The sequence below is a fragment of the Ferruginibacter sp. genome (genome assembly GCF_049840995.1).
Taxonomy (GTDB): Bacteria; Bacteroidota; Bacteroidia; order Chitinophagales; family Chitinophagaceae; genus Ferruginibacter.
This window is the reverse complement of the sequence record NZ_JASGIP010000008.1, coordinates 115,038-141,096: the sequence shown is the minus strand read 5'-3', so window position 1 is coordinate 141,096 and position 26,059 is coordinate 115,038. Positions and strand designations below refer to the sequence as shown.

Genomic DNA, 26,059 nt, shown 5'->3' with positions numbered 1-26,059 from the left:
TTTTATTGAACTGGCTGCAAATTGCTGAAATAATTTTATAACAGAATGATAAAATTATTTTTGCAGTATGATATAAGGCGCATTCAGCGTGTCCGGTAAAGGATATTTTAACGGTTCGCTTTTATTTTTTTTGCCAAACACCGAGAACGAGATATAGCGTTTAGGATTGGTCTTGATATCATCCAGCAGCACGTTGATCTTGTTGGCGGTGGCCGCAAGATTATTGTACAGCTTGGGATCGTTCAGCAACATACCCGCCGTGCCATTGGTGGTATTCAGTTTACCCAATGAAGCCTTTAATTCAGTTACCGTGGCATCCAGCGTGGTCAATGTTTTTTGCAGGTCCAGGTTGGAAAGATTGGTGGTGGTCTTATCCAGGTTGGTCATTACTGCAGTAAGCTTATCATTGTTATTGGCAAGGTTACCTGTAAAGGAACTTACATTATTCAACGATTTTGCCAATGCACCTGTCTGAGTGTTCAGCAATGTGTTGAGTGATGCAGATGATTCCGTCAATCCTGCGGTTGTTTTATTCAGGTTTTCTAAAATGCCGCGGATATTATTTTTTGCATTGGGATCCACTACGCTGTTTACGGTCATTAATACGGAATCCAAAGACTTTACTGCATTTTTCACTTGTCCCAGTACCGGCCTTATTTCCTGCACAGCAGCATCTAAAATGCCTGCGCTGGTCTCGGTCCTAATTGTATCATCCTTGGGTAAATATTGCATCGCATCGCCCAGGCGTATCTCCACCGTGGTGGTACCGAGCGGGTTATTTTTTATAGTGGCATAAGAATTTACCGGTATGTTCACGTCTTTAGTAAGCGTCATATTCACCAGTATTTCCTTCATGTTCTTATCGGTGGTAATGCTGTACACAGTGCCTACCTGCAGCCCGTTGATCATTACAGGATTGCTGGTGGCAAGCCCCTGTACATTGGTATATTTTGCATACATGGTATGGCTGGTGCCAAACAGGGTCTTTCCTTTTAAAAAGTTAAAGCCCAGGATCATTATGGTAATGGCAAATGCTGTAAGTACACCTATCTTGGTCTCGTTCGAAATTTTCATATAATAGTTAGTTAGACAAATATACTTATTACCGGCAAAACTCCGGCCAATTTACAGGTGGGGCTATTTAACCTCGAACCTGACGGAAGCATTGTTTTTAAGATCGGCAGACAACCTTACTTCGTAACGGTTGGTGCCATCGGTGATGATCATTAATGCGGTATTAGGTGGTATTTTTCCAAGATTGTCTGCAAATAATACCAGCTCATTATTCCTGCCCGGCTGAAGGTTTAAATTGAATGCATAAGCGCTGGCAGTTAAGGATTCTTTTTCCACTATCACCGATTTGTTGAAGTATACAGATACTATATCATCATCAATATCCCCATCATCATACAACTCCACTCTTATTTTATCGCTTTTTACCTGCAATACTTTTTCTTCTTTGGTATTCCTGGTTTCGTATGCTGCATTAGCAGGCGTTTGTGCGGTTGGTTCTTTTGGTTTGGGAGGATCGGCCTGCGCTGCCTGCTGCCCATTGGTTTTTGCGCCGCTTTCTATCTGTTCCTTATAGCGTTTAACAGCTGCTGTTATGGCTTCTGCCAATTCCTGCTGCCCCTGTTCGCTGTTCAGGTAGCGTTCATCTTCAGGATTGTTGATAAAGCCTGTTTCTATTAATATGGCCGGCATGTTGGTGGCCTGCAATACCCATATTCCCTTCTGGCGCTGGCTGATGCCCAGTGCAGCACGACCTGTTTTTTCTATTTCATCATTCACATAACCGGCAAGCCTGTCGCTCCTTAACTGGAAACGGCTGGCATAAATGCTGGCCAATGTCCTTCCTTCGGGGCTGTTAAAATCAAAATTCTCGGTTGAATCCACGTTGTCTGTTTCAATTTCAAAATCCTCACCACCATCCATGATCGCTTTTAATTTATCACTCGTTTTATGCGGTGCGAATATCCATACACTGGTTCCGCTTCTTGTTAATGGCATTTTAAAATATTCATACACGGGAACTGTTACGGTATAAGGATGGGGAATTTTTTTCCGTTTTTTGCCTTTACCGGTATAGGTATATTTATAACGGGTCTCTTCACGGGTGCCGATCTGCCTTCTGCCTTGCTTCAACGGGCCGCTATCGGCATGTATGCACAAAAATAGCTGGCCGCCCTGTTCGTTGGCGATCCTTCGCTTTTTCACGGGGATCCTGGTAAATATCGGTGGTACGGGTGGGTTTTACATTTACATCGGGCAATTGCTTTTTAAGCTCCGCCACCAGTTTTAATGATATAGCAAGGGTAATATCTTTTTCTTTGGAACGCAGGGAATTTTCATACTGGCCTGTTGCACCGGGGTCCTTGGTTCCGCCATGGCCCGCATCCACGATGATAGTAGTTAATTTTTTCTGAGAAAAAGTACCTGGAATTATTAACAAATTAAAAGCAGCAATAGCAACTAAAACGGGCACTTTGTTTTTCAGCATACTCAAAAGGTTTACCGGGGGTTAGTAATTATATTAATATTCACAAATTCATTCTGTTAGAATGGCTATTTTTGCTCATCCAAAAAAAATGAACCAACTGTACAAAGGTAAGGCAAAATATATATTGACATGGGCTTTGGCGCTGGTGTTCACAGGCATAACGCTGTATGGTGGTAATTATAGTTTTAATGAGCATCACTTTCACAGTAATTTAACTGACATCCCTGCCAATAAAAACGAAAAAAATATTGCAGATATTGTAATTGTTGACACTCCTCCTGTTAAAAAATCTATTCCCGACACCAGCCATATCACTGAAGTGAAGGTGGATACTTTTAATTTTAAGACCTCCAAAGATTCACTGGATGCCCCCATAACTTATCATGCCGATGATTCCATGATACTGGATGTGCCTACAAAAAAGATCATCCTGTATGGTAAAGAAACCAAGGTAAATTATATCGATAACCAACTGGTATCGCCGCATATTGAGTTCGATCAATCCACCAACCTGGTAAGCGCTTATTTTGTTAAAGACAGCACCGGCAATGTAATAGCATGGCCCACTTATACCCAGGGCAGTTTCTTATCTGTAAGTGATTCCATTAAGGTGAATATGAAAACGGGTAAGGGTATCACCAAAGGTACTTATACCAAGCAGGATGAAATGTTTGTGTATGGCAGAACAATAAAAAAGGTGGATGCGAATGTATTTTACGCCTCTTACGGCAGGTTCACCACCTGTAACCTGGATACGCCGCATTTTGCCTTTGTAAGCAAGAAGATAAAATTTATCAATAAAAAAATGGCCTTTACCGGCCCCGTGCATCCTGAAATTGAAGAGATCCCTTTACCGATATCATTGCCCTTTGGTATTTTCCCTTTATCCAAAGGCCGCCACTCCGGTATTATCAGGCCCAGCTTTACTGCCAACGAACAATTAGGATTGGCGCTGGAAGGGATCGGTTATTATAAGATCATCAACCAGCACTGGGATGCGGTGGCATTGGGTACCTTGTACTCGTACGGGGGATGGACGGCGAGCATCAGTCCACGATATTACAAACGCTATCATTACCAGGGTAATTTCAATATCAATATCCAGCACCTGCGGGATCTTGATAAATCGGGGGCCCGTAATTTTAACGTAACGTGGTCGCATAGTGCCGATACCAAGTCCAGGCCGGGTGTAACTTTCAGCGCCAGCGTAAATGCGGGCAGCAGCAAATTCAACGAATCAGTGCCCAACAGCCCGCAGCGGAATTTTCAAAACCAGATGAACTCTTCCATCACTTACTCCAAAGTATGGAAGGATAAACCTTTTAACCTAACCGTTAGTGCCAACCATAATCAGAACACCCAACAGCGCCTTATTAACCTGAACCTGCCCGATGTTGGATTCAATGTTACAACATTGTATCCTTTCAGGAGAAAGGAACCGATCGGTGAATATAAATGGTACGAGAACCTGGGCGTGGCACTCAATTCAAACGTAAAGAGCCTGACTTATTTTTATGATACGGCCAGCAATATTACCAAACAGCTGGTGGATAAACTGCAATGGGGCGGCAGCCATAGTGTGCCTATCACACTTGCATTACCACCACTGGGTCCGCTGCAGATAGCGCCCAGCGTTAGTTACCAGGAATACTGGTACCAGAATAAAACGGTGCGTAGCTGGAATGATGTAACTAAAAAAGTGGACACAGTTACCACCAAAGGTTTTTACCGTGCACACGAAATGTCGTATGGCGTATCGGGTACCACCAGGATTTTCGGTATGATCGGTTTTGGCAAGAACAGCAAAGTGCAGGCCATCCGCCACGAAATAAGGCCGAGCATTGGTTTCAGCTATCATCCTGATATCAACGGAAAAGATCACTACACATTGCAGCTGGATACTTCCGGTAAAATATTCTCCAGGCCGTCCATCTACGATGGCAATATTTTCTCTGCTTTTGGCGAAGGAAAATCGGGCGCCATCACATTTGGTATTGATAATAATATCCAGATGAAAGTAAGGAGTAAAAAAGATACCGGCGAAGCTGCTATTAAAAAAGTTACACTGATCGACGGTTTCAGTATCAACAGCAGTTACAATCTTTTAGGCGATTCATTCAAACTGCAGCCTTTCACTATTTCTGCAAGAACGAACCTTTTTGAAAAAGTAAGTATCACTGCAAGTGGTACTACCATGCCTTATCAAACCAACAGCAGGGGCGATTTTATTGATAAACTGATCTGGAAGAAAAAGCCCTGGTCGCTGGGTACGCTCACCAATGCCAATATTTCGCTGCAAACGAGCTTTAAAGGTGGTGATAAGAATGAAAAACTGCCCAACAACAATAATGTGGATGCCAATGGTAATGTATCTGGCATGCCGCTGGATGAATACCAGCAGGAGGCGAATTACATCAGCAAGAATCCCGGTGAGTTTGCCAACTTTAATATTCCGTGGAGCCTGAGTTTTTCGTATGCCCTTACCTATGTAAGGCAACTGAATGCAGATTATTCCGGGTACAAGGGTATTATTGCGCAAAATATCAGCTGGAACAGTACACTGAACCTTACATCCAAATGGCAGATCGGGTTTAATGGTTATTACAATATCACTACCGGCGAAGTGGGTTCCATCAGTATGTATCTTACAAGAGAAATGCACTGCTGGCAAATGGCCATTAATATTTCGCCCGTGGGTAAGTACCGTTTCTTCAATATCAGCATCAATCCTAAGTCGGGTATCTTAAGGGATCTTAGATCTAACCGTACCAGGTATTTCTACGATCTGTAGATCATTGCAATGAGCGCAGGTATTGTTCCTTCATTACTATAAATACTTTTTCTTTTAATTCCTTAACGGGAATATTGGCGGGAGATATGGCCGGCAGGAATTCCATTGTTAAAGGAACAGGCAACAGGTAAAAGAATTTGTTTACCGGCATGGCTTTTTTGGTGCCGGTGATGATGCAGGGAATGATCTCTTTTTGTGTATCGGTAGATAATTTAAAAGCGCCATCGTAAAATGGTTTTAGCGGCTCGGCTGTTCTGTTGCGGGTGCCTTCAGGATAAATGCTCATGTGCATACCTTCTGCAAGTACCTGCTTCATGGCTTCATAACTCTGTATACGGCTTTTTTCATTTTTCCTGTCAACCAATATAGAGCCTTTACGATAGAACCAGCCGAATAAAGGCACTTTGGCAAAAGATGCTTTGGCGATGGTCTTATTGGGTCCGGGTACATAGGGCGCTGATAAGGGCACATCCAGCAACGTATTGTGATTGAATACCACGATATAATTCCTGCCGGGTATAAAATTTTGTTTGCCTTTTACTTTTACCGGGCAGCCCACCAGCGGCAGCCAGATGTTCATCCAGAAGCGGGACACTTTTATAAAATAATCCTGGCCTTTGATCCCTTTTATTAAATAAGAGACCATTGAAGGAATGAAAATGAGGAGGAAAGTGGCAATAAAACTAATAATGCCCCATAAAGCCCACAACCTTGCAAAAATATTTTTTATAACGTTCATGGATACACTAAATCAGGGAGTTAATAATTTCCAATCGATAGGAGCAAGGCCTTCTTTTACCAGCAGCTCATTGGTTTTTGAAAAATGTTTGCAGCCAAAAAAACCTTTATCCGCCGAAAAAGGCGAGGGGTGTGCCGCTTTTAAAACAAAATGTTTGGTCTCGTCTATCAGGTTTTGTTTTTCCTGCGCAAATTTGCCCCATAATAAAAAAACGATGCCTGTTCTTTCGTCGGATATTTTTTGAATAACCGCATTGGTAAAATCGGCCCAGCCAAAATTGGCATGACTGAATGGTTCATTAGCCCTTACCGTTAAAGCCGCATTGAGTAACAGCACGCCCTGTTCGGCCCAGCGGGTAAGATTACCATATTGCAGGGGCATGGCCACACCAATATCTTTTTGTATCTCTTTAAAAATATTCACCAGCGATGGCGGCGGCTTGATACCATTGGGCACTGAAAAACTTAATCCGTGCGCCTGGCCGGGACCATGGTAAGGATCCTGCCCGATGATGACCACTTTTACTTTATTGAAAGGCGTTTGATTGAATGCATTAAAGATGAGCGGACCGGGCGGGTAAATAGTTTTGCCCGCAGCCTTTTCTGTTTTTAAAAAAGTAACGATCTGTTCAAAGTACGGTTTGGTGAATTCGTTCTTTAAAACAGCCGCCCAGGAAGCTTCAATTTTTACATCCATTCATTACAGATTTGCATAAAAATACAAAAGCTGTGAAATATAAATGCGTTTTAACCGGCCAGCTGGTATTTTATAACCATGATTTTTTACTTAATTTACAGATCAACTTTATCTAATACAATTGCAGTATGAAAAAACTGGTGGTATTATCAGCCCTTGTGCTGATCATTTCTTCCTTTGCCAAAAAAAATATTACCTGGGTGGCCATTGGTGATTCTATCACTTACCTGAACGACCATGCCAATGAAACGGGCAACCGCATTACCAAAGGTTACATGACCCGTGTTACGGATAAACTCGGCAATATTCATTTTATCAACCAGGGACATAATGGCTGGACGGCCAGCCGCATTGCAGATAATATTGAAAAACTGGGATTGGTGAAAGCAGATGTATATTCTGTTTTTTTAGGTACCAACGACTGGTGGCATTCCAATAAACTGGGCAGTTTTGCTGATTACCAAAATAATACCGGCAGTGGCACTTTGTATGGCGCATTCCGCATTATCATCAATAAACTGCGCAGCCTTAATCCCGATGCAAAAATTATTTTGATAACGCCTATGCAGCGTTCGGATTTTGTGTATATCAATAATCCCAAGAACAATGCTTATGGTTCTTATAAAGAAAAAGATGGACAAAGCCTGGAACAGTTTGCCAATGCGGTGGATAGTATTGCAGACTTTGAACATTTTAAATGTGCAGACCTGTACCATAAAAAAGGGATGGAAGTGGAACAACTGGTAAAATACAAACGGTTAAAAGATCCGCAAACGGGGGCGTATACCAACTATACTTACCCTGCCTATACCAATATTCCTTTTAACCCGGAAACGGATGAATATCCATATCCTTTGGATGCGATCGATGTTACTTATGATGGCCTGCATCCCTCAGACAAAGGCTATGAGATCATTGCCAAAATGCTTATCAGGATCATGAAAAAATATTAATATAGTACTACATCCTGTTGAAAAATATAATATCAGGCTGCCGTCCGGCATAATTGCATGTACGTTAACGAATAATTCTTTTGTGTTTGTTACATTTTCTATATTTTTAATCCGATTTACCAAAATACAACCAACCTGCTATTGCCTGAGAAGCCGTTATATAATGAACGTGAACTGTTGATACAAGTATCCGAAGGAAGTGAGCTTGCCTTCAGGCAATTGTTCAATACTTACCATCCTAAATTATACAGTTTCATACTCCGCATCACCGAATCCAGCGAAATGGCGGAGGATACCGTGCATGATGTATTTTCTTAAACTATGGCTGCACCGTGACCGTTTAAAGGAAATTCAGCAGTTGAATGCCTATTTATTTAAAATGGCGCAGAATACGGCTTTCAATGGTTTGCGCAGCCTGGCCAAGCGTACGTTGTTGACCACAGAGCTGGATAAAGCTACCGTACCGGAATCGGGCAACCCCGACGATAAGCTGGTACGGAAAGAAGTGCTGCAACTGATCCACAATGCAGTAGGTAAACTAACACCCCAGCAAAAAGAAGTATTCAAAATGAGCCGCGAAGAAGGGCTTAAACAGGAAGATATTGCCAAACGCCTGGGCATTTCCATCTTTACGGTAAAAAGGCACCTTACCGATGCCCTCAATCATTTACGCAAGGAAATCACGGAGACTTACGGTTCAAAAGCCGTGGCACTCTGCGTTATTTTATCGCTCAGCCTGTCCTGAAACGGGCTTTAATTACCCCTCCTGATTTTTTTTTGTTTTCATCTACTACCTTTTTGGTTTTGCTGTGTCTCACAAAAGGATATTGCTTAACTGTTATGCTTGTTTTATGAAATTCTTATCATTTTTCTGCACCAAAACAATTACCAATGCCTGAAGCAAAATTGCAGGACCTGTTTGCAAAACATGTAGCCAAAACCATTACGGAGGCTGAAAAGCAGGAGCTTGCCATGCTATTGCTTTCTCCCCAATGGGAAGGAAAAGTAAAAGAATTATTACAACAAAGCTGGGAAGAAGAACATGGAGATGAAATGATGCCTATCCATAAAAGGGAAGCGCTCCTTCATGCTATTCTTTCTGCCGAAGCGCCTGTTGCGGCAACCGAAACAGTCAAAAGCTATTCCATCTGGAAGCGGGTGGCTGCTGCAGCGGCAGTTTTGCTGCTCGTTTCAGTGGGCGGTTATATGCTGCTTAAAAATAAACCTGCACAATGGGAAAGCATAGCCGAAGTTCCTGCAAAAAAAACACCTGTGACCGATATCAGCGCCCCTGCTGCAAGGGCTATGATCACTTTGGCGGATGGCAGGGTATTACCGCTTGACAGCATCAACAACGGAACATTTGCCACGCAGGGCGGCGTGAACCTGGTAAAGAATGCCAATGGCCAGATCGTGTACAGTGCGGCGCAAAAAGCTACCGGGGATATACAATATAATACGCTCACCAATCCCAGGGGAAGTAAAGTGGTGGATATGATACTGGCAGATGGCAGCCGCGTATGGCTCAATGCCGGTTCGTCGCTTACATACCCTGTTGCATTTGCAGGCAAAGAAAGAAAAGTGGCCATTACCGGTGAAGCCTATTTTGAAGTGGTGCATAATGATGCGATGCCTTTTAAAGTCAGCTATGGCCAAACGGAGATCACCGACCTGGGTACGGAGTTCAATGTAAATGCTTACGAAAATGAAGCCAATGTAAAAGTTACGTTGCTGCAGGGTTCAGTAAAAGTAACACAACCCGTTGCAGGTATAAATAAAGGTATCATCATTAAACCGGGCGAACAGGCACAGGTGAAAAACGATATTAAAGTAATAAAAGATGTGGATGTTGAAAAAGTAATGGCCTGGAAGAATGGTGTGTTCAATTTCCAGGATGCTTCGCTGGAAGATGTGATGCGCCAGCTGGAACGCTGGTATAATATTGAAGTGGTGTATGAAAAAGGTGTTCCGCAATTTGAATTTGTGGGTAAGTTAAGCAGAACGTTGAGCTTATCCGCTGTACTGCATGGCCTGGAAGTATCGAAAGTACACTTCAGGCTGGAGCAGGGTAAGAGGGTAGTGGTACTGCCCTGATAACAGGATCTTTTAAGAGAAGATAATCATAATTGAGTGCGCAAAAAAATGCCGCCCTGGAGTCGCGATCCTGGCGGCAAGCCGGAAAAATTCCGGAAAGTTTTGCTCCATTCAAAATTTTGAGTTCGGTTAAAAACTACATTTTAGAAACAAAACCAATGTGAAGTTATGCCAAAAACTGCTATTTCTGATCGCAATGCTGTGGTTTTTCAGTCCATGGTGATTCCTTTTAAGTGGCTTGAAAAACCGGGATTACAGCCGTTGCGGTTCTCAACTAAAACGCTGCGTATTATGAAGCTGATCATCTTTTTTATGCTGTGCGCTTTGCTGAATGCAAATGCAAAAACTGCTGCGCAAACGGTCACTTTTTCCGGCAGGAATGTAACACTTACCAAAGTGTTTGATGCAGTGGAAAAACAAACCGGCTTTACTTTTTTTGCCAACAAAAGCTTGCTGAAAGACATTAAACCGGTGTCGCTTTCTGTGAAAGACATGCCATTGGCTACTTTCCTGGATCTTGCTTTCCAGGGGCAGCCCATCAGCTACGAGATCACCAACAGATCGATCTTTATTAAAGAAAAAGCGGCAACTGCCAATCCTCCTGCGGGTGGTAACCAGCAACCTGCTGTAAAACAGGACCTGCGCAAAGAAGTTACGGGCAGGGTAACGGGTGCAGACGGTGCGCCGTTACAGGGTGTATCGATCGTGGTAAAAGGCACTAAGACCGGTACTTCTACTGATGCCTCAGGAAAATTCACCATTAATGTGGAACCGGGACAGGTACTCGTGTTCTCTTATATCGGTTTTGCTACCGTGGAGCAACCGGTTGGTTCACGTACCACTGTAGACGTAGTGCTGCAAAAAGCGATAGCCGAAGCAGAAACTATCGTGGTTACTGCATTGGGCATTTCCAAAAAAAGCAAATCACTTACTTATAATGTACAGGAACTGAAAACAGAAGATATCACCAAAGTAAATGACGGTAGTTTTGTGAACAGCCTAAACGGTAAGATCGCAGGTGCTACCATCAATGCTTCTTCTGCAGGCGCTGGCAGTTCATCCCGTGTGGTGATGCGTGGTTTAAAATCTATTAACGGCAACAATAATGCCTTGTATGTGATAGATGGTATCCCGATGCCGAATACCATCCGTGGCCAGGCCGCAGATATTTTTTCCGGCGCCGGACAGACCGGTGATTTTGTTTCCAATCTTAACCCGGATGATATTGAAACTGTGTCCATCTTGAGCGGACCTTCTGCAGCTGCATTGTATGGCAGTGCTGCCGCCAATGGTGTGATACTGATCACCACTAAAAAAGGACAGAAAGATAAAACCAGTGTATCCATATCTAACGGTACCACGTACTCGAACCCATTACTGCTGCCTAAATTCCAGAATACGTATGGCCAGACAGAAGTGGGCAGTTATTACAGCTGGGGCGATAAGCTGGTAACACCTTCTGATTATAAACCTGCTGATTTTTTTGAGACCGGCGTAAACTCTACCACAGGTCTTACACTTTCTACAGGTAATGATAAAAACCAGACTTATGTATCCGTAGGTAATGTTACTTCTTATGGCATTATTCCTAACAACGATTATAACCGTTCCAACTTTACAGCACGCAATACTGCTGTACTGGCCGGCGGAAAACTGAACCTGGACCTTGCGTTTATGGCGGGCCTGGTGAAGGAAAAGAACATGATATCGCAGGGGCAGTATTTTAACCCGCTGATCGCTATCTACCTGTTTCCAGCAGGCGATAATTTTGACCGGGTAAAAGCGTATGAAAGATATGATCCTTCGCGAAACCTGATGACCCAGTTCTGGCCTTATGGCGATAACGGTTTATTGATGCAGAACCCTTACTGGGTTACACAGCGTGATCTTTTTGAAAATAAAAAAGAACGCTACATGACCACCATGTCGCTGAAATACAATCTTGCCAGCTGGATCAATTTATCAGGCCGTGTTAAATTAGATAAGGACGATGAAAAGGATGAGAAAAAATTTGCTGCATCCACCAATACATTATTTGCATCCAACAATGGTTATTACTCATTAAACTCCCTGGATACCCGCCAGATATATGCAGATGCATTGGCCAACATCAATAAAAAAATAAACAGGGACTTCAACTTAACTGCCAACCTGGGCGGCTCTATTGAAGATATCGTGTACAACCAGTACATGTACGGTGGAAAATTACAAGGCGTTGCCAACCTGTACACTTACAGCAATGTAAATAAGTCTACTTCCGAAATGTCGCAGACGGGTTATCATAAACAAAAGCAATCAGCTTTTGCCAGTGCACAACTTGCCTTCCGCAATATGGTGTACCTGGATGCAACTGCACGTAACGACTGGGCTTCCACACTGGCGCAGTCAGGCGGTGATAAATCATTCTTCTATCCATCTGCAGGTCTATCCGCAGTGCTGAGCGACCTGTTGCATATCAAGTCCAATAAATTATCGTATTTAAAAGTACGTGCATCTTATTCTGAAGTGGGTAACGAACCGGATGTATTCCTGACCATACCTACTTATTCGCTTACTGGCGGCTACCCTGTAACACAAACCAGGTTGCCGAATCCTGATCTTAAAGCAGAGCTGACCAAATCGTGGGAAGCGGGTCTGAATGCAGCTTTCTTTAACGGCGCATTGAAACTGGATGCAACGGTATATTCATCCCGTACGTACAACCAGTTCTTTACACCTACACTTTCATCTGCATCCGGTTACACCAGTGTAATCGTAAACGCAGGCCGTGTGGATAATAAAGGTATTGAGGCTTCATTAAGGTATACCCGCAAATTCGGCAACTTTAACTGGAGCACATTTGCCAACTATTCTTTGAACGTGAACAAGATAGTGGAATTGCTGCCGGGCTGGACCAATCCTATCACCGGTGAAGTGATATCCTTACATGAACTGGATATGAGTGGAACGGGTAGCTATAAAATGATGCTGAAAGAAGGCGGATCAATGGGAGATATCTATGTAAATACTTTGAGAGTGGATGAACACGGTGCTATTTATGTGGACCCGGGTTCTAAAACTGTGGTGGCTGAACCTAATAAATTTGTTTATGCAGGTAATAACAATCCTAAATACAACCTGGGATGGGGTAACGACCTTAAATGGAAGGGCATCGGGCTGAGCTTCTTATTCACGGCTCGTGTAGGCGGTATCGTTGTATCCAATACGCAGGCCATCATGGATGCGTTCGGTATATCACAGGCATCGGCAGATGCAAGGGATAACGGCGGCGCTCTTGTAAACGGCAAACGGGTACCTGCAAAAGAATACTACCAGGTGGTGGGTGCCGGCGCTTCGGGCGGTATTGCATCTATGTACTGCTACAGTGCTACCAATGTACGCCTGGGCGAAGTTTCTTTAGGGTATGATATCCCTGTAAAAAGATGGGTGAAATTTGTAAAAAGCGCCAATGTTTCATTGGTGGGCCGCAACCTGTTCTTCCTGTACAATACTGCGCCATTTGACCCGGAACTTACTTCCAACACGCAAACCTATTACCAGGGTATCGACTATTTCATGATGCCGAGCCTTCGTTCAATAGGATTTTCTGTAAAAGTTAATTTCTGATAATCTCAATAAATAATCATTATGAAAATTATTATGAAAAAAGATGAACTAATTTTTTGGGCAAAAATGGTTGGCATCAGTGTAGTGCTGATAGCTGTAATTGCATCCTGCACCAAAAACTTCGATAAATACAATACCAACCAGAACGAAGCTACCGAGGATATGCTGGCAACAGATAACCTTAAAACGGGCGCCTTCTTCTCGCAGATGCAGCGCAACGTGGTTTTGTTTAAAGACGGTACCAACCTTACCAGCGATTACCAGGTGGCACAGGGCCTTACCAGCGATGTATACTCTGGTTATATTGCACCAACCGGTACATGGTATGGCGGTGTGCACAACGGCGCTTATTACTTTATCACCGGCTGGATAGAAAGGACCTTTACTTCCGGTTTTGCATCAGTGATGCCGGCATGGCAATCCATCACCAAAATTGCTGCCGATCAAAACCTGCCCCAGGTGGCGGCAATAGCCACGATTGTAAAAGTTGAAGGTATGCACCGCGTTGCGGATGCCTACGGACCCATACCTTATAACAATTACGGCAGTGGTACATTACAAAATAACTACAGTTCCTTGCAGGATGTGTATACCAAGTTTTTAACTGAACTGGATTCAGCTATCAATGTACTTACACAGTATACCCAATCCAATCCTGCTGCCACTGTATTAAAGGACTATGATTTTATTTACGGCGGCAATGTGGCCAACTGGGTAAAATTTGCGAATACATTGCGCCTTCGTTTAGCAATGCGTATCGTTTATGCCAATGCGGCACTAGCACAGACCGAAGCAGAAAAATCAGCTGCCAATCCCATTGGTTTTATTACCAGCGCCAATGACAGGGCAGCTTTACAGCATTCTGCCAACTTAGTGTACTACCACCCGTTATACGAGATCGCTTATTCTTTCAATGCCGGTGAAGCCCGTATGAGCGCTTCCATGGATTCTTATTTGAATGGTTATGCTGATCCACGCCGTGCAGTATATTTTACCAAGGCAGATGATGGTAACTATCATGGCGTACGCCAGGGTATACTCACCACAACCTGGACGCCGTATACAGGCACCAAGATATCCAGCTTTAATATGAACACCAGCAGCACACAGATCGTATGGATGACGGCTGCTGAATCGTACTTCCTGCGTGCAGAAGGCGCTTTACGTGGATGGAACATGGGTGGCACAGCACAAAATTTTTATAACTCAGGTATCAGCGCTTCATTTGTAGAAAACGGATTGCAGGCAACTGATGCAGCGACCTATGCGGCAAATGCGACTGCAGTACCGGCTTCATTTACTGATAACAGTGGTCAATCCGGCAACAATATTGCTGCACAAAGCACCATTAAAATAGCCTGGAATGCGGCAGATGTTTTTGAGACCAACCTGGAAAGGATCATCACACAAAAATGGATCGCTATGTATCCCGATGGTCCGGAAGGATGGGCTGAATTCCGCCGTACTACTTATCCTAAATTATTCCCCGTAGTCAATAACAATAGTAACGGTACCATCAATACAGCCACGCAGGTGCGCCGTATCCCATACCCGCAATCGGAGTATAATAATAACAGAACAGGTGTGCAGAGCGGTGTTGCGGCATTGGGCGGACCTGATGGCGGTGGTATTAAATTATGGTGGGACAAAAAATAATCAATTAGAAACAACATAAACATAACTGTTATGAAAAAACATTTGATTGCCGTTGTAGCACTGGTTGTATCAGTAATGATACTGGCAAGCTGCAAAAAAGATGCGGAGGCTTTGGAAATTCAGAAGCCTTATACATACGATGAGCAATACTATTCCAATTTAAGGGCGTACAAAAAAACAGAATCACACGCTTTTCTATGGCTTTTATGCAGCGTATGCTCCTATACAGGGCGCTAGTGGTAACAAAGAATCTCCTTCGTGGGGAGAACGTATCCTGGGGCTGCCGGATAGTGTTGATATTGTGAACTTATGGATGGGTATCCCTACAAAAGACTGGCAGCCGTTGGCGCTTGCCGATATGCAGTTCTGCCAGCAGAAAAAAGGCACCCGCTTTGTATCGCACCAGGATGCCAGTAATATATCGCAGTTTGTAACTGCAAAAGGCGATACGGTGAAAATAAAAGACAGTGCCACTATTACACAATACGGGCAGTATATCATTGACCAGGTGATCAACAATAATATCGACGGTGTGGATATTGATTACGAACCATCACAAGGTGTATGGACCACTTCGAACAATTTCACCATACTGGTAAAATACATTGCCCAGTCGTTCGGGCCAACAGGAAAGTATCCTGATAAATTACTGGTAGTGGATTATTACTCTTCATTACCACCGGCTGCTGTGGGGCCGCTTGTAAACTATTATGTAAAACAAGCTTATTCACAAGGTACAGGCGGCGTGCAGAATGCCACTAACCTGCAGAGTTATTATAATTCAGTTGCCGCGGCAATTCCCCCGGGCAAATTCATTGTACAGGAAAACTTTGGTGATTTTTCTGCCAATGGGGGAACACCATTCACCGAAGCAAATGGTAATACATTAACCACCGATGGTACACAAATGTATTCCATGGAAGGGATGGCAAGATGGAATCCTACGCAGGGTAAAAAAGCAGGCTTCGGCGCATTTTATTTTGACAGGGATTATTATTCAGCAACAGGCGTTCCATACTATAATGTAAGGCGGTCGATCCAGATTGTAAACCCTGCAGCTAAATAATATTTCAGATCACTTTAATAATACTATTAAAAATTATAAAATGAAGACAAAAATATTCCTGGCACCATTTTTTACAACAATCGCTGCAGTATTACTGCTGTCTACCGGTTGTAAAAAGAAAAATGATTTTGGTCAACCCGTTATTCTTATTACCGGTACAGAATCATACCCGATCGTAAAATTTTCTGTTGAGAATACGCCTGCCACTTACCTGGTATCGGCAACTTCTACTATCAAAGCGCCAACAGATATCAAAGTTAACTTTGCGCTGGATACCGGTGCTGTTACTGCTTTTAACAAAGCGCACAACACTACTTACTTCGGCGTGCCTGCATCTGCTGTTGAAGTAACCAATGTGGAAACGGTGATCAAAGCCGGTTCTTCTGTTTCATCATCTGTAAGTGTAAAAATGCTGTCTACCGCTCCATTGGTAGATGGCCGTTCTTATCTTATACCAATTACGATCACATCATTCAGTGGTGGCAGCAGCGATATAAGCGTGCTTGAATCATCCAGGACCATTTTCTTAAGGGTGGCAAGGGTGATCAGCTTCCCTGCATTATCCATGAATAATTCCAATGCCGGTACTACAGGAACACCGGGTACACGTGGCCGTTTTAACGCTACTGCTATCCTGGATGCCACCAATCCTGTACAGCTGGCCAATTTTACACTCGAAATAAAAAATCTTATTTACGCTTACAGAACCGGTGATGGTAATACCAATCCTCAGCCTATACAGACATTGATCAGCTGGAGCAGTTACACCGAAGACAAGAGTATCGGTTTACGTTATGCAGAGTTGGGTAACCCCAGTAATTCATTGCAATTGATCGGCTCATTGGGTAGTGCCTTCGCCTATAATTTCAATGCCAATCAATGGTACACCATTTCTTTATCGTATGATGGCAGTAAAATGTCCATGTACGTTGATGGTGTTAAAGCAGCGGAAGTATCCGGCTCAATGGTATTGCCATTGTCAAGACTGAACCTGGGGCAGAACTGGGGTGGTTATGATACCAAACAGTATGTAAACGGCCGTATCGCGGAATGCCGTGTATGGAGCCGTGCATTAACTGCCAGTGAAATAAAACTGAACCTTTGCGGCGCCGATCCTAATGCTGATGGGTTAGTGGCTTACTGGAAATTCAATGAAGGTTCTGGAACGAAGTTCAAGAACTCATCAAGCGCAGGTGCTAAATACGACCTGGACTGGACCAAAGTATATTGGGATAATGCAGGCAGCGGCACTTTGGTTGCTGTAGATAAATCTGCTTACGTTACATGGACAAATGACATATTGAACAAGTGTAGCCAATAACCGGAATTGTAATCCTAAAATTAAACTGCAAAACATGTTAAAAATAAAATACTTCACAGGATGCCTTGCACTGGCGGTTGCATTTTTCTCCTGTAAAAAAAGCGACTCATTTGATGTGGTAGGCGATCCCACCACCAAATTCTTTGTAGACAACAATCCCACATTTGCCAATATGCCGGATAATTCCATCAGCTATGCGGCAGTGAATATTCCTAATGTTGCAGGAAGTGGCGTGGTCAACTTATCCACCACTGTTCCTGCTGCCATCAAATTCCCGGTATATGCATCCAGGGCTATCAGTATGGATGTTACCATTAATGCCGAGCTGGATACAACATTAGTAGCAGCATACAATGCATCACACAATACCAAGTATGCAGTTTTTCCTGCCGGTATTTTAACCACTACAGGATTGGTTGCACATATGAGCAAAGGTTCCAGCACATCCAGTGATTCCATCACTGTACCGGTAGACGCTACCAAGCTGGGTTTACTTACTTTAACTGCGTATATGGCGCCCATTAAATTAACCAGCTTATCTGCAGCAGCGGGCGAGATCACCACCAATACCAGGATCGCTTACATCGTAATAAATGTAGAACAAAGAAGGATCAAATACCTCGCCACTACTGCAGATGTGATCGGCGCTATATTGCCAACACGTACTGCATGGACTTCTGCATTTGATCCTGCATTGACCACTACCGGAAGCATATTTGATGGATCGACTACCACCTATTCAAGATGGTCAGCATCTCCCGGTACACTGGATGTAAATATGCAGACCGTGCAGAATATTACAGGTATCCGTTTATACACTGCCACTTCAGCTACTTATGTTCCTACACAGGTGGATGTATATCTCAGTACCGATGGTATTACTTATGATCTTATCGGTTCGCCTTTAAAAGCAAACCTTACGTATGCATCCAGCTATAATTACATATTGTTTTATAAAGCTATCCCGGCAAAATATGTAAGGCTTAAGCTGTATTATGCCACATCTACCAATACACAGAATTACAGGGTGGTGGAGTTTGATGCGTATGCGAATTAAAAGTGCCGGTATTTAAAAATAACCCGATGAAGAAGTGCTGTATCATTATCCTGGCGGTAAAATTTATTTTCATCGGCTCATTGTATGCGCAAACAATTTCGAACAGTGTGGTATTTGAAGAGCGCATACATGATTTTGGTACCATCATGGAAAAGAATGGAAAAGTATCGCACGTGTTTACTTTTCGCAATGCAGGTAAAACGCCGGTAGTGGTTACAGATGTTTTCAGCGCCTGTGGTTGTATCGGGAATGTGATCACCAAAGAACCCGTGAAGCCGGGTGGTAAAGGAAAAGTAACGATCACTTTTAACCCGGAATATAAATCGGGTTTCTTTTCGAAGGAACTGGTGGTGTACAGTAACGATCGTAAGGAATTCAGCCGTATATGGGTGCAGGGCAAAATTATTCCTGCTGAGCATCCAATAGAGGAAGACTATCCTTATAACTATGGTAATGGGCTATACATGCGGTTGAAAGTAATGGCCTTCGGTTATTTAAAGCCTGGCGAAACAAGGCAGATGGAACTGCATTACGCCAACAATACCAATAAACCGATGACCTTAAATTTTTTGATGAAAGATAAAAGAACAGGATTGGTATTTAAAAATCCCGGTACCATAGCCGCTAAAGGAAAAGGAGTGATGACGGTTGCTTATACAATGCCAAAGGAGAGCAAAGATGATGTGCTGTTCACACTTTATCCCTATGTAAACAATAAGCAGTTAAGTGAAACATTGCAGGTAAAGATATTGTACGGAAAATAAGCCATGCAGGTAAGCTGGCGTAAAGATAGTTTGGTTGGATTTAGCAGCAATCCACGTTTAGCAGTAGGCCGATGCGGAACACGATCCGTCAAAAGCCTGCTGCATTTTTAAAGAAAAAGGTATAGCCAGATAATATTAAACCAGTACGGGTAACATTAGTTTTTGCATGAAAAAAAAGAGGATCACTGCTGTTGGCGTTTTATGCCTGTTGCTTATTAATTCTATAGAGGCGCAGCATAACGCCAACAAGTATCCCTTAATACCTTACCCAACAACTCTAACAGAAGGTAAAGGCAATTGTATTATCACACCTGCAACAGTGATAGTGGCGCCTGCCAATGACTGTTTTAAGAATGAGGTCAATATCCTCAACTTTTTTTTTACCAATTATTTTGGCAAGCCATTAAAGATCACTACTCGGTCTGCCGGCCTGGCCATTAATCTTGTACAGGATCCGGCTGTTACTGCGCCGGAAGGTTACCAACTGCACATTACCAATCAGCATATCACCATCAGTGCGGCAACTGCAACAGGTATGTTCAGGGCTATACAAACTGTAAGACAATTGTTGCCGGTTGCGACAGAAAAAAATAATAAACATTTTTCCACTTCTTTATCACTGCCATCACTTGATATCAATGATGCTCCCGCTTTTGCATGGCGGGGAATGCACCTCGATGTATCCCGTCATTTTTTTTCCATAGACTATTTGAAAAAAATGCTGGACCTGATGACACTCTACAAGTTCAATAAATTTCACCTGCACCTTACTGATGACCAGGGCTGGCGCATAGAAATAAAAAAATACCCATTATTGACTGAAGAAGGCGCCTGGCGCAGTTTTAATAACCAGGATTCTGCCTGCATGCTGAAGGCAAAAGACAATCCTGATTTTGAGATCGACAAGAAACATATTGTACAGCGCAACGGTAAAACAATGTACGGCGGCTTTTACACGCAGCAGCAAATGAAAGATATCGTTGCTTATGCAGCAGCAAGGCATATCGACATTGTTCCTGAAATTGATATGCCCGGCCACATGATGGCAGCCATCAATAGCTATAAATATTTAAGCTGCGATGGCACCAGCGCATTCGGCGAATTATTTTCAATTCCCGTTTGTCCCTGCCTGCCCACCACTTTTGCATTTGCGAAAGATGTGTATACCGAGATCATGGATATATTTCCCGGCGAATACATACATATCGGGGGAGACGAAGTGGACCGTAAATTTTGGGAAGCATCCCCGGAATGCAAAACATTGATGCAGAAAGAAGGGCTGAAAAGCACGGCCGAATTGCAAAGTTATTTTATCCGGCAGATGGAACAGTTCTTCAACAGCAAAGGCCGCAAACTGATCGGTTGGGATGAGATACTGGAAGGAGGCGTAAGCAAAACAGCCGCAATAATGTATTGGAGAACCTGGGTGCCGCAGGCGCCGTTAATAGCAGCCCGTAACGGCAACGCCGTTATCATGACACCAGGTAATCCTTTATATTTTAATGAGCAACCTGATAAAAATTCTTTGGCTGCTGTATACAATTATAACCCTGTGCCTGCAGGATTGAATCAACCTGATGAAAAAAATATAATGGGCGCACAGGCCAATATGTGGGCAGAACAAATACCATCCGAAGCCCGTGCAGATTATATCATGATGCCGAGGATGCAGGCCCTGGCTGAAAACCTGTGGAGCAGCGATCATAATTACGCCGCATTTTTACAAAGGTTGCAACAGCAATATGCAAGGCTGGACCTGCTGGAGGCGAAATACCGTTTACCCGATCTTCCGCTAATGGAACAATACGCCTTCACGGAAAAGGCTACACTAAAAGTTGAAAGGCCATTATACAACACGGTGATCAGGTACACGCTGGATAGCACATTACCCAATGTGCGTTCCAGTGTGTTAACCCAGCCCCTGCAGATCAAAAAGACATCGCTGGTGCGGCTGGCGGTATTTAAAACGGACGGCACACGTGGAGATGTGTACGATGTGCAATATGTACAACAGCAGCCTGCGCAACCGGTTGTTTCAATTGTAAAAGATGGCTTGACCTGTAACTGGATAAAAGCTAGTTTTGCAAGTGCGGCCCTGCTTGCTAAAGAAACAACCCCACAGGGTTCAACGATTGTCGAGAACATACTGGTGCCCAAAGAAGCGGAGGCGCCGGCATTCGGGCTGCAATACCGTGGTTATATTGATGTGCCGGAAGAAAGCACTTATAGCTTTTACCTTACCTGCGATGATGGAGGTATTTTAAATATCGCCGGCAGGGAAGTGGTGAACAACGATGGCATGCACGCACCCAAAGAAAAAAATGGACAGGTGATATTGCAAAAAGGTTTGCATGCCTTTAAACTGGATTTTGTAGAAGGCGGGGGTGGATATACATTGCAATTACGGTACAGCAAAAACGGGGAAGCACCGAAACCGGTACCGGCTGCATGGTTCAAACATCCGCAATAAATTCAATGATCAATCTGGCGCAATGAAAAGAATAACAGCACTTGCATTATTGGTAGCACTGGTACTTGTGAACAAGATACAGGCGCAGGCGCCGCCAAAACCTTATGGCGCCCTGCCAACCGCTGCACAGTTAAAGTGGCACGAAACGGAAATGTATTGCCTTATCCATTTTGGAGTGGATACCTATACAGATAAAGAATGGGGATTTGGTGATGAAGATCCTGCAATAGTGAACCCGGTTCATTTCGATGCAACACAAATTGTGGGCGCCGTAAAAGCGGGCGGTTTTAAAGGCATTGTGGTGGTGGCAAAACATCATGACGGGCTTTGCTTATGGCCTACCAAAACCACGGAACATAATATCAGCAAAAGCCCTTTTAAAAATGGCAAAGGCGATATGGTAAAGGAATACCAGCTGGCCTGCAATAAACTGGGTATGCAACTGGGATTGTATTGTTCGCCATGGGACAGGAATAATCCATTGTATGGGAGTGCCGCTTATGTGAAGATCTACCGGCAGCAATTAAAAGAACTGTACAGTAATTACGGACCGTTATTCATTTCCTGGCACGATGGCGCCAATGGCGGCGATGGTTATTACGGCGGTACAAAAGAAGTAAGAAAGATCGACCGGACCAGTTATTATGGATGGGACAGCACGTTTATGATTACACGAAAAATGCAGCCCACCGCTGTTATTTTTGGAGATATAGGACCCGATGTGCGTTGGGTGGGCAACGAAGAAGGTTATGCAGGCGAGACCTGTTGGGCGACCTATACACCCGTTGCTCCCGACGAAGGCAAAGCGCCTGCTAATGGCTACAGCAAATACTGGCTGGCCACCGAAGGAACCATGAACGGTAAATACTGGATGCCGGCAGAATGTGATGTGCCGTTAAGACCAGGTTGGTTCTATCATGCAAGCCAGGATGAACAGGCAAAATCTGCTTATACCTTATTGGACCTCTATTATAAAAGTGTTGGCCGCGGCGCCTGCCTGGATGTGGGCATTGCCCCCAACCGCGAAGGACTGTTGCACGAAAACGATGTAAAGGCCTTAAAAGAATTCGGAGCATTGCTGAAACAGGTATTTGCAGTAAACCTTGCAAAAGGAGCGGTATTTACCCCAAGTAATATCCGTGCAAAAAATGCAGCAAAATTCGGCACTGCATTTTTAACCGATAACGATCGTTATTCTTATTGGGCCACAGATGACGAAGTGATGAATCCTGAATTACTGATCGACCTTAAAAAAGAAAAAACATTCAACGTAATAAGGTTGCGGGAGAATATTAAACTGGGACAGCGGATCACATCCTTTGCCGTAGATGCATTTATTGATCAGCAATGGAAAACAATAGCAACAGCCACCAGTATTGGCGCCAACCGGCTGATACGTTTACCGCAAAATATCACTGCATCCAAAATACGCCTGCGCATTACCGGCGCCAATGCCTGCATTGCTTTAAGCGATATAGGATTGTTTAAAGAACCGGCGCATCTTACAGCGCCTGTAATAGAACGCAGTAAAAATGGTGAAGTGCAGATCAATACTATCGCACCGGTAAGCAGCATTCATTATACAATAGATGGAACCACGCCTACGATGGCATCGACGGCTTATGCACATCCTTTTGCATTACCAACAGGTGGTATCATAAAAGCCCGCAGCTTTGAAACAAATGACCAGGCAAGCGAGACCAGTGTAAAAGAATTCGGTATATCAAAAGCAGGCTGGAAAATGATCAGTCCTGCAAATAATAATGCCACTGCAGCAATAGATGAGAATATCCATTCCGTTTTCAGCACCGTAACTAACGATGCTGCCAATGATGGATTGCCACAGGAAATAGCGGTGGACATGGGCGCTGTGCAAACCATAAAGGCATTCACATTTCTTCCACGCCAGGATAAAAAAATTGCGGGCATACCAGACAGGTACAGCTATCAGGTAAGCAATGATGGCGTACAATGGCAACAGGTGGCAGCGGGAGAATTTGCCAATATCAAAGCAAACCCGCTTGAACAGGTGATCGCACTGGATAAACCGGTCAGCACAAGATATTTTAAGATCATAGTAACGCATGTACTGGAAGGCAACGGTATCAGTGTGGCGGAATTAGGCGCTCAATAGTAAAAAAAATAACTTTCGGAATGAAAAAAAAGTATAAGTACGGTATAATCTTTTCAGTGATCTTTTTTTGCCTGTTGCACAATGCTGTAATGGGGCAAGAACCACTGCCATTCCGGAATGCAAAATTACCTTTAGCCACAAGGATCAATGATCTTATCGGCAGGCTTACGCTGGAAGAGAAAATTGCATTACTGGGTTATAAAAGCCAGGCAGTATCACGGTTAGGCATACCCGCTTATAACTGGTGGAACGAAGGGTTGCATGGCGTGGCAAGAGCCGGTATGGCTACCGTATTTCCACAGGCCATCGGCATGGCCGCTACTTTTAATGACAGCTTATTGAAAGAAGTGGCTGGTGTAATCTCCACAGAAGCAAGGGCCAAATACAATCTCTCCACAGCACTGGGGTTTCACCAGCAATACATGGGCTTAACATTCTGGTCGCCCAACATTAATATTTTCCGCGATCCACGATGGGGCAGGGGACAAGAGACTTATGGAGAAGATCCTTTTCTCACCGGCACCATGGGATTGTCTTTTGTAAAAGGCATACAGGGTAACGATCCATTGTATTTGAAAGCGGCGGCTTGTGCCAAACATTTTGCAGTACACAGCGGCCCCGAAGCAGGACGACATGCTTTCAATACTATTGTTGATGAAAAAGACCTGCGGGAAACATATCTCGTCGCATTCAAAAAACTGGTGGATGGTGGCGTGGAATCGGTGATGTGCGCTTACAATCGTTTGAATAACGAACCCTGCTGCACCAGCAATACTTTACTCACCAACATACTGCACAAAGAATGGGGCTTTAAAGGCCACGTGGTTACTGATTGTGGCGCCTTATACGATATACTCGATTACCATAAAGTAATGAATGATCCCGCAGAAGTGGCCGCAGCAGCAATAAAAGCAGGCGTAAACCTCGATTGTTCGGACCTGTTGCAGAAGAATGTGATAGCAGCTTATAACAGGAAACTGATCACTAGACAATTGCTTGATTCGTCCCTTGTAACTTTATTACGCACCCAATTTAAATTAGGATTTTTTGATGATAAGACTGCCGTGCCATTCTCATCATTGGATGCCACCAGTGTACATGCAGCAACAGCGGTTAGCCTTTCCCGTAAGGCAGCGCAGCAAAGCATGGTATTATTGAAAAATGATAAAGGATTATTGCCATTACAGAAAAATAAATACGGCGCCATAATGGTGCTGGGCGCCAATGCAGGTGCCATGGATCCGCTGGTAGCCAATTACCATGGCATGTCGGATAATATGGTAACATTTGCAGAAGGCATTACGGCAGCAGCAGGCCCCGGCATTGCAGTACAATACGACCAGGGCAGTGATTACAGCGACACCACGCATTTCGGCGGTATATGGGCCGCAGGAGAGAGTGATATCACCATCGCAGTGATCGGTCTCACCCCTGTATACGAAGGAGAAGAAGGGGATGCATTCCTCGCTGCACATGGCGGTGATAAATTAACACTTGATCTGCCGGCCGCACATATTGCCATGCTGAAACAACTGCGCAAAAAAAATAAACCGGTAGTGGTGGTGGTTACAGCAGGCAGTAATATTGATATATCCGCCATTGAGCCTTATGCAGATGCCATCATACTGGCATGGTATCCGGGTGAGCAGGGTGGTAATGCACTGGCAGATATCATTTTTGGAAAAGTATCTCCTGCAGGGCGCTTGCCGGTAACATTTTATAAATCCCTTGCTGATCTGCCGGCTTATGATAATTACAATATGAAAGGCAGGACCTATCGCTATTTTGAAGGTGCCGTGCAATATCCTTTTGGTTATGGATTATCCTACACCAGTTTTCAATACAGCTGGCAACAGCAACCGGGCAAAATAAATACATTGAAAGACACTTTATTCTTTTCTGCAGTGATCAAAAACACCGGTGCAATGGAAGGCGATGAAGTGGCACAGGTATATGTGAATTATCCCGCTGTAGAAAGGATGCCGTTGAAGGAATTAAAAGGTTTTAAAAGAGTACATGTAAATAAAGATGGCGAGCAAACGGTGCAATTTTATTTGCCTGTTGCCGACCTGCAAAAATGGGACCTGCAGCAAAAAAAATGGATGCTCTACCCCGGAGATTACCATATTACCATTGGCAGCAGTTCGCAGGATATTAAACTGAATGCAGTGATCAAAGTAAAACCAGGAATGAAATGAGAAAGCCGAAAAAG

General features: G+C 43.8%; 20 protein-coding genes. 15 read left to right on the top strand and 5 right to left on the bottom strand.

Features of this window, described 5'->3' with window-relative positions; translation table 11 throughout:
• Positions 1-54 precede the first annotated feature (54 nt).
• The 3 genes from QM738_RS21450 to QM738_RS21440 all read right to left on the bottom strand — a co-directional run bounded on the left by QM738_RS21450 (position 55) and on the right by QM738_RS21440 (position 2,500).
• Positions 55-1,074 carry an MlaD family protein gene (locus QM738_RS21450; protein ID WP_462278808.1) on the bottom strand — a complete coding sequence of 340 codons (1,020 nt, stop codon included), beginning with the start codon at positions 1,072-1,074 and terminating at the stop codon, positions 55-57.
• Positions 1,075-1,137: 63 nt separating this feature from the next.
• On the bottom strand, positions 1,138-2,217 hold the full coding sequence (locus QM738_RS21445; protein WP_462278807.1) for an N-acetylmuramoyl-L-alanine amidase family protein: 1,080 nt from the start codon (positions 2,215-2,217) through the stop codon (positions 1,138-1,140).
• Positions 2,153-2,500 (bottom strand): N-acetylmuramoyl-L-alanine amidase family protein, encoded by a 348-nt coding sequence (locus QM738_RS21440; RefSeq protein ID WP_462278806.1) that lies wholly within the window; start codon positions 2,498-2,500, stop codon positions 2,153-2,155. Before QM738_RS21440 ends, QM738_RS21445 begins: the two co-directional genes overlap by 65 nt.
• 88 nt (positions 2,501-2,588) lie before the next feature.
• On the opposite strand from QM738_RS21440, the gene QM738_RS21435 reads away from it, so the two are divergent.
• Entirely contained in the window at positions 2,589-5,291 is a 2,703-nt protein-coding gene (locus QM738_RS21435; protein ID WP_462278805.1) for a putative LPS assembly protein LptD, read from the top strand.
• A 1-nt stretch (position 5,292) separates the two neighbouring features.
• Here QM738_RS21435 and QM738_RS21430 read toward each other — a convergent pair whose 3' ends face one another.
• Both QM738_RS21430 and ung read right to left on the bottom strand, forming a co-directional pair.
• Complete coding sequence (locus tag QM738_RS21430; protein WP_462278804.1) at positions 5,293-6,030, bottom strand: lysophospholipid acyltransferase family protein; 738 nt, start codon at positions 6,028-6,030, stop codon at positions 5,293-5,295.
• A gap of 12 nt (positions 6,031-6,042) precedes the next feature.
• On the bottom strand, positions 6,043-6,726 hold the full coding sequence (gene ung / locus QM738_RS21425) for a uracil-DNA glycosylase (protein ID WP_462278803.1): 684 nt from the start codon (positions 6,724-6,726) through the stop codon (positions 6,043-6,045).
• Between the two features lie 128 nt (positions 6,727-6,854).
• Here ung and QM738_RS21420 point away from each other — a divergent pair, with 128 nt between their 5' ends.
• From QM738_RS21420 to QM738_RS21355, 14 genes are all read left to right on the top strand, one after another.
• Positions 6,855-7,679 (top strand): SGNH/GDSL hydrolase family protein, encoded by an 825-nt coding sequence (locus QM738_RS21420; RefSeq protein WP_462278802.1) that lies wholly within the window; start codon positions 6,855-6,857, stop codon positions 7,677-7,679.
• 177 nt (positions 7,680-7,856) lie between these two features.
• Entirely contained in the window at positions 7,857-7,997 is a 141-nt protein-coding gene (locus QM738_RS21415) for an RNA polymerase sigma factor (protein ID WP_462278801.1), read from the top strand.
• On the top strand, positions 7,981-8,424 hold the full coding sequence (locus QM738_RS21410; protein ID WP_462278800.1) for a sigma-70 family RNA polymerase sigma factor: 444 nt from the start codon (positions 7,981-7,983) through the stop codon (positions 8,422-8,424). The genes QM738_RS21415 and QM738_RS21410 overlap by 17 nt, the downstream gene beginning before the upstream one ends.
• Before the next feature lie 146 nt (positions 8,425-8,570).
• Positions 8,571-9,773 carry a FecR family protein gene (locus tag QM738_RS21405; protein WP_462278799.1) on the top strand — a complete coding sequence of 401 codons (1,203 nt, stop codon included), beginning with the start codon at positions 8,571-8,573 and terminating at the stop codon, positions 9,771-9,773.
• A gap of 291 nt (positions 9,774-10,064) precedes the next feature.
• Positions 10,065-13,379: a SusC/RagA family TonB-linked outer membrane protein gene (locus tag QM738_RS21400; RefSeq protein ID WP_462278798.1), complete on the top strand. Its 3,315-nt coding sequence runs from the start codon at positions 10,065-10,067 to the stop codon at positions 13,377-13,379.
• A 21-nt stretch (positions 13,380-13,400) separates the two neighbouring features.
• A complete protein-coding gene (locus QM738_RS21395) occupies positions 13,401-15,035 on the top strand; it encodes a RagB/SusD family nutrient uptake outer membrane protein (protein ID WP_462278797.1) in 1,635 nt (544 codons plus the stop codon).
• A 30-nt stretch (positions 15,036-15,065) separates the two neighbouring features.
• Positions 15,066-15,272 carry a hypothetical protein gene (locus QM738_RS21390; RefSeq protein WP_462278796.1) on the top strand — a complete coding sequence of 69 codons (207 nt, stop codon included), beginning with the start codon at positions 15,066-15,068 and terminating at the stop codon, positions 15,270-15,272.
• A complete protein-coding gene (locus QM738_RS21385) occupies positions 15,259-16,101 on the top strand; it encodes a glycoside hydrolase family 18 (protein ID WP_462279383.1) in 843 nt (280 codons plus the stop codon). Before QM738_RS21390 ends, QM738_RS21385 begins: the two co-directional genes overlap by 14 nt.
• A gap of 40 nt (positions 16,102-16,141) precedes the next feature.
• Complete coding sequence (locus QM738_RS21380) at positions 16,142-17,422, top strand: BT_3987 domain-containing protein (RefSeq protein ID WP_462278795.1); 1,281 nt, start codon at positions 16,142-16,144, stop codon at positions 17,420-17,422.
• A gap of 34 nt (positions 17,423-17,456) precedes the next feature.
• Entirely contained in the window at positions 17,457-18,479 is a 1,023-nt protein-coding gene (locus QM738_RS21375) for a BT_3987 domain-containing protein (RefSeq protein ID WP_462278794.1), read from the top strand.
• Positions 18,480-18,505: 26 nt separating this feature from the next.
• Positions 18,506-19,243: a DUF1573 domain-containing protein gene (locus tag QM738_RS21370; RefSeq protein ID WP_462278793.1), complete on the top strand. Its 738-nt coding sequence runs from the start codon at positions 18,506-18,508 to the stop codon at positions 19,241-19,243.
• A 166-nt stretch (positions 19,244-19,409) separates the two neighbouring features.
• Positions 19,410-21,713 carry a family 20 glycosylhydrolase gene (locus QM738_RS21365; RefSeq protein WP_462278792.1) on the top strand — a complete coding sequence of 768 codons (2,304 nt, stop codon included), beginning with the start codon at positions 19,410-19,412 and terminating at the stop codon, positions 21,711-21,713.
• 22 nt (positions 21,714-21,735) lie between these two features.
• A complete protein-coding gene (locus QM738_RS21360; protein ID WP_462278791.1) occupies positions 21,736-23,847 on the top strand; it encodes an alpha-L-fucosidase in 2,112 nt (703 codons plus the stop codon).
• 20 nt (positions 23,848-23,867) lie between these two features.
• Positions 23,868-26,045: a glycoside hydrolase family 3 C-terminal domain-containing protein gene (locus QM738_RS21355; protein ID WP_462278790.1), complete on the top strand. Its 2,178-nt coding sequence runs from the start codon at positions 23,868-23,870 to the stop codon at positions 26,043-26,045.
• The last annotated feature ends 14 nt before the right edge of the window (positions 26,046-26,059 follow it).

What these genes read in the sequence shown, in the direction of transcription:
- QM738_RS21450 (WP_462278808.1), bottom strand. Translation starts at nt 1,074, where the DNA reads ATGAAAATTTCGAACGAGACCAAGATAGGTGTACTTACAGCATTTGCC.
- QM738_RS21440 (WP_462278806.1), bottom strand. Translation starts at nt 2,500, where the DNA reads ATGCTGAAAAACAAAGTGCCCGTTTTAGTTGCTATTGCTGCTTTTAAT.
- QM738_RS21435 (WP_462278805.1), top strand. Translation starts at nt 2,589, where the DNA reads ATGAACCAACTGTACAAAGGTAAGGCAAAATATATATTGACATGGGCT.
- QM738_RS21430 (WP_462278804.1), bottom strand. Translation starts at nt 6,030, where the DNA reads ATGAACGTTATAAAAAATATTTTTGCAAGGTTGTGGGCTTTATGGGGC.
- ung (WP_462278803.1), bottom strand. Translation starts at nt 6,726, where the DNA reads ATGGATGTAAAAATTGAAGCTTCCTGGGCGGCTGTTTTAAAGAACGAA.
- QM738_RS21420 (WP_462278802.1), top strand. Translation starts at nt 6,855, where the DNA reads ATGAAAAAACTGGTGGTATTATCAGCCCTTGTGCTGATCATTTCTTCC.
- QM738_RS21410 (WP_462278800.1), top strand. Translation starts at nt 7,981, where the DNA reads ATGATGTATTTTCTTAAACTATGGCTGCACCGTGACCGTTTAAAGGAA.
- QM738_RS21405 (WP_462278799.1), top strand. Translation starts at nt 8,571, where the DNA reads ATGCCTGAAGCAAAATTGCAGGACCTGTTTGCAAAACATGTAGCCAAA.
- QM738_RS21400 (WP_462278798.1), top strand. Translation starts at nt 10,065, where the DNA reads ATGAAGCTGATCATCTTTTTTATGCTGTGCGCTTTGCTGAATGCAAAT.
- QM738_RS21395 (WP_462278797.1), top strand. Translation starts at nt 13,401, where the DNA reads ATGAAAATTATTATGAAAAAAGATGAACTAATTTTTTGGGCAAAAATG.
- QM738_RS21390 (WP_462278796.1), top strand. Translation starts at nt 15,066, where the DNA reads ATGAAAAAACATTTGATTGCCGTTGTAGCACTGGTTGTATCAGTAATG.
- QM738_RS21380 (WP_462278795.1), top strand. Translation starts at nt 16,142, where the DNA reads ATGAAGACAAAAATATTCCTGGCACCATTTTTTACAACAATCGCTGCA.
- QM738_RS21375 (WP_462278794.1), top strand. Translation starts at nt 17,457, where the DNA reads ATGTTAAAAATAAAATACTTCACAGGATGCCTTGCACTGGCGGTTGCA.
- QM738_RS21370 (WP_462278793.1), top strand. Translation starts at nt 18,506, where the DNA reads ATGAAGAAGTGCTGTATCATTATCCTGGCGGTAAAATTTATTTTCATC.
- QM738_RS21365 (WP_462278792.1), top strand. Translation starts at nt 19,410, where the DNA reads ATGAAAAAAAAGAGGATCACTGCTGTTGGCGTTTTATGCCTGTTGCTT.
- QM738_RS21360 (WP_462278791.1), top strand. Translation starts at nt 21,736, where the DNA reads ATGAAAAGAATAACAGCACTTGCATTATTGGTAGCACTGGTACTTGTG.
- QM738_RS21355 (WP_462278790.1), top strand. Translation starts at nt 23,868, where the DNA reads ATGAAAAAAAAGTATAAGTACGGTATAATCTTTTCAGTGATCTTTTTT.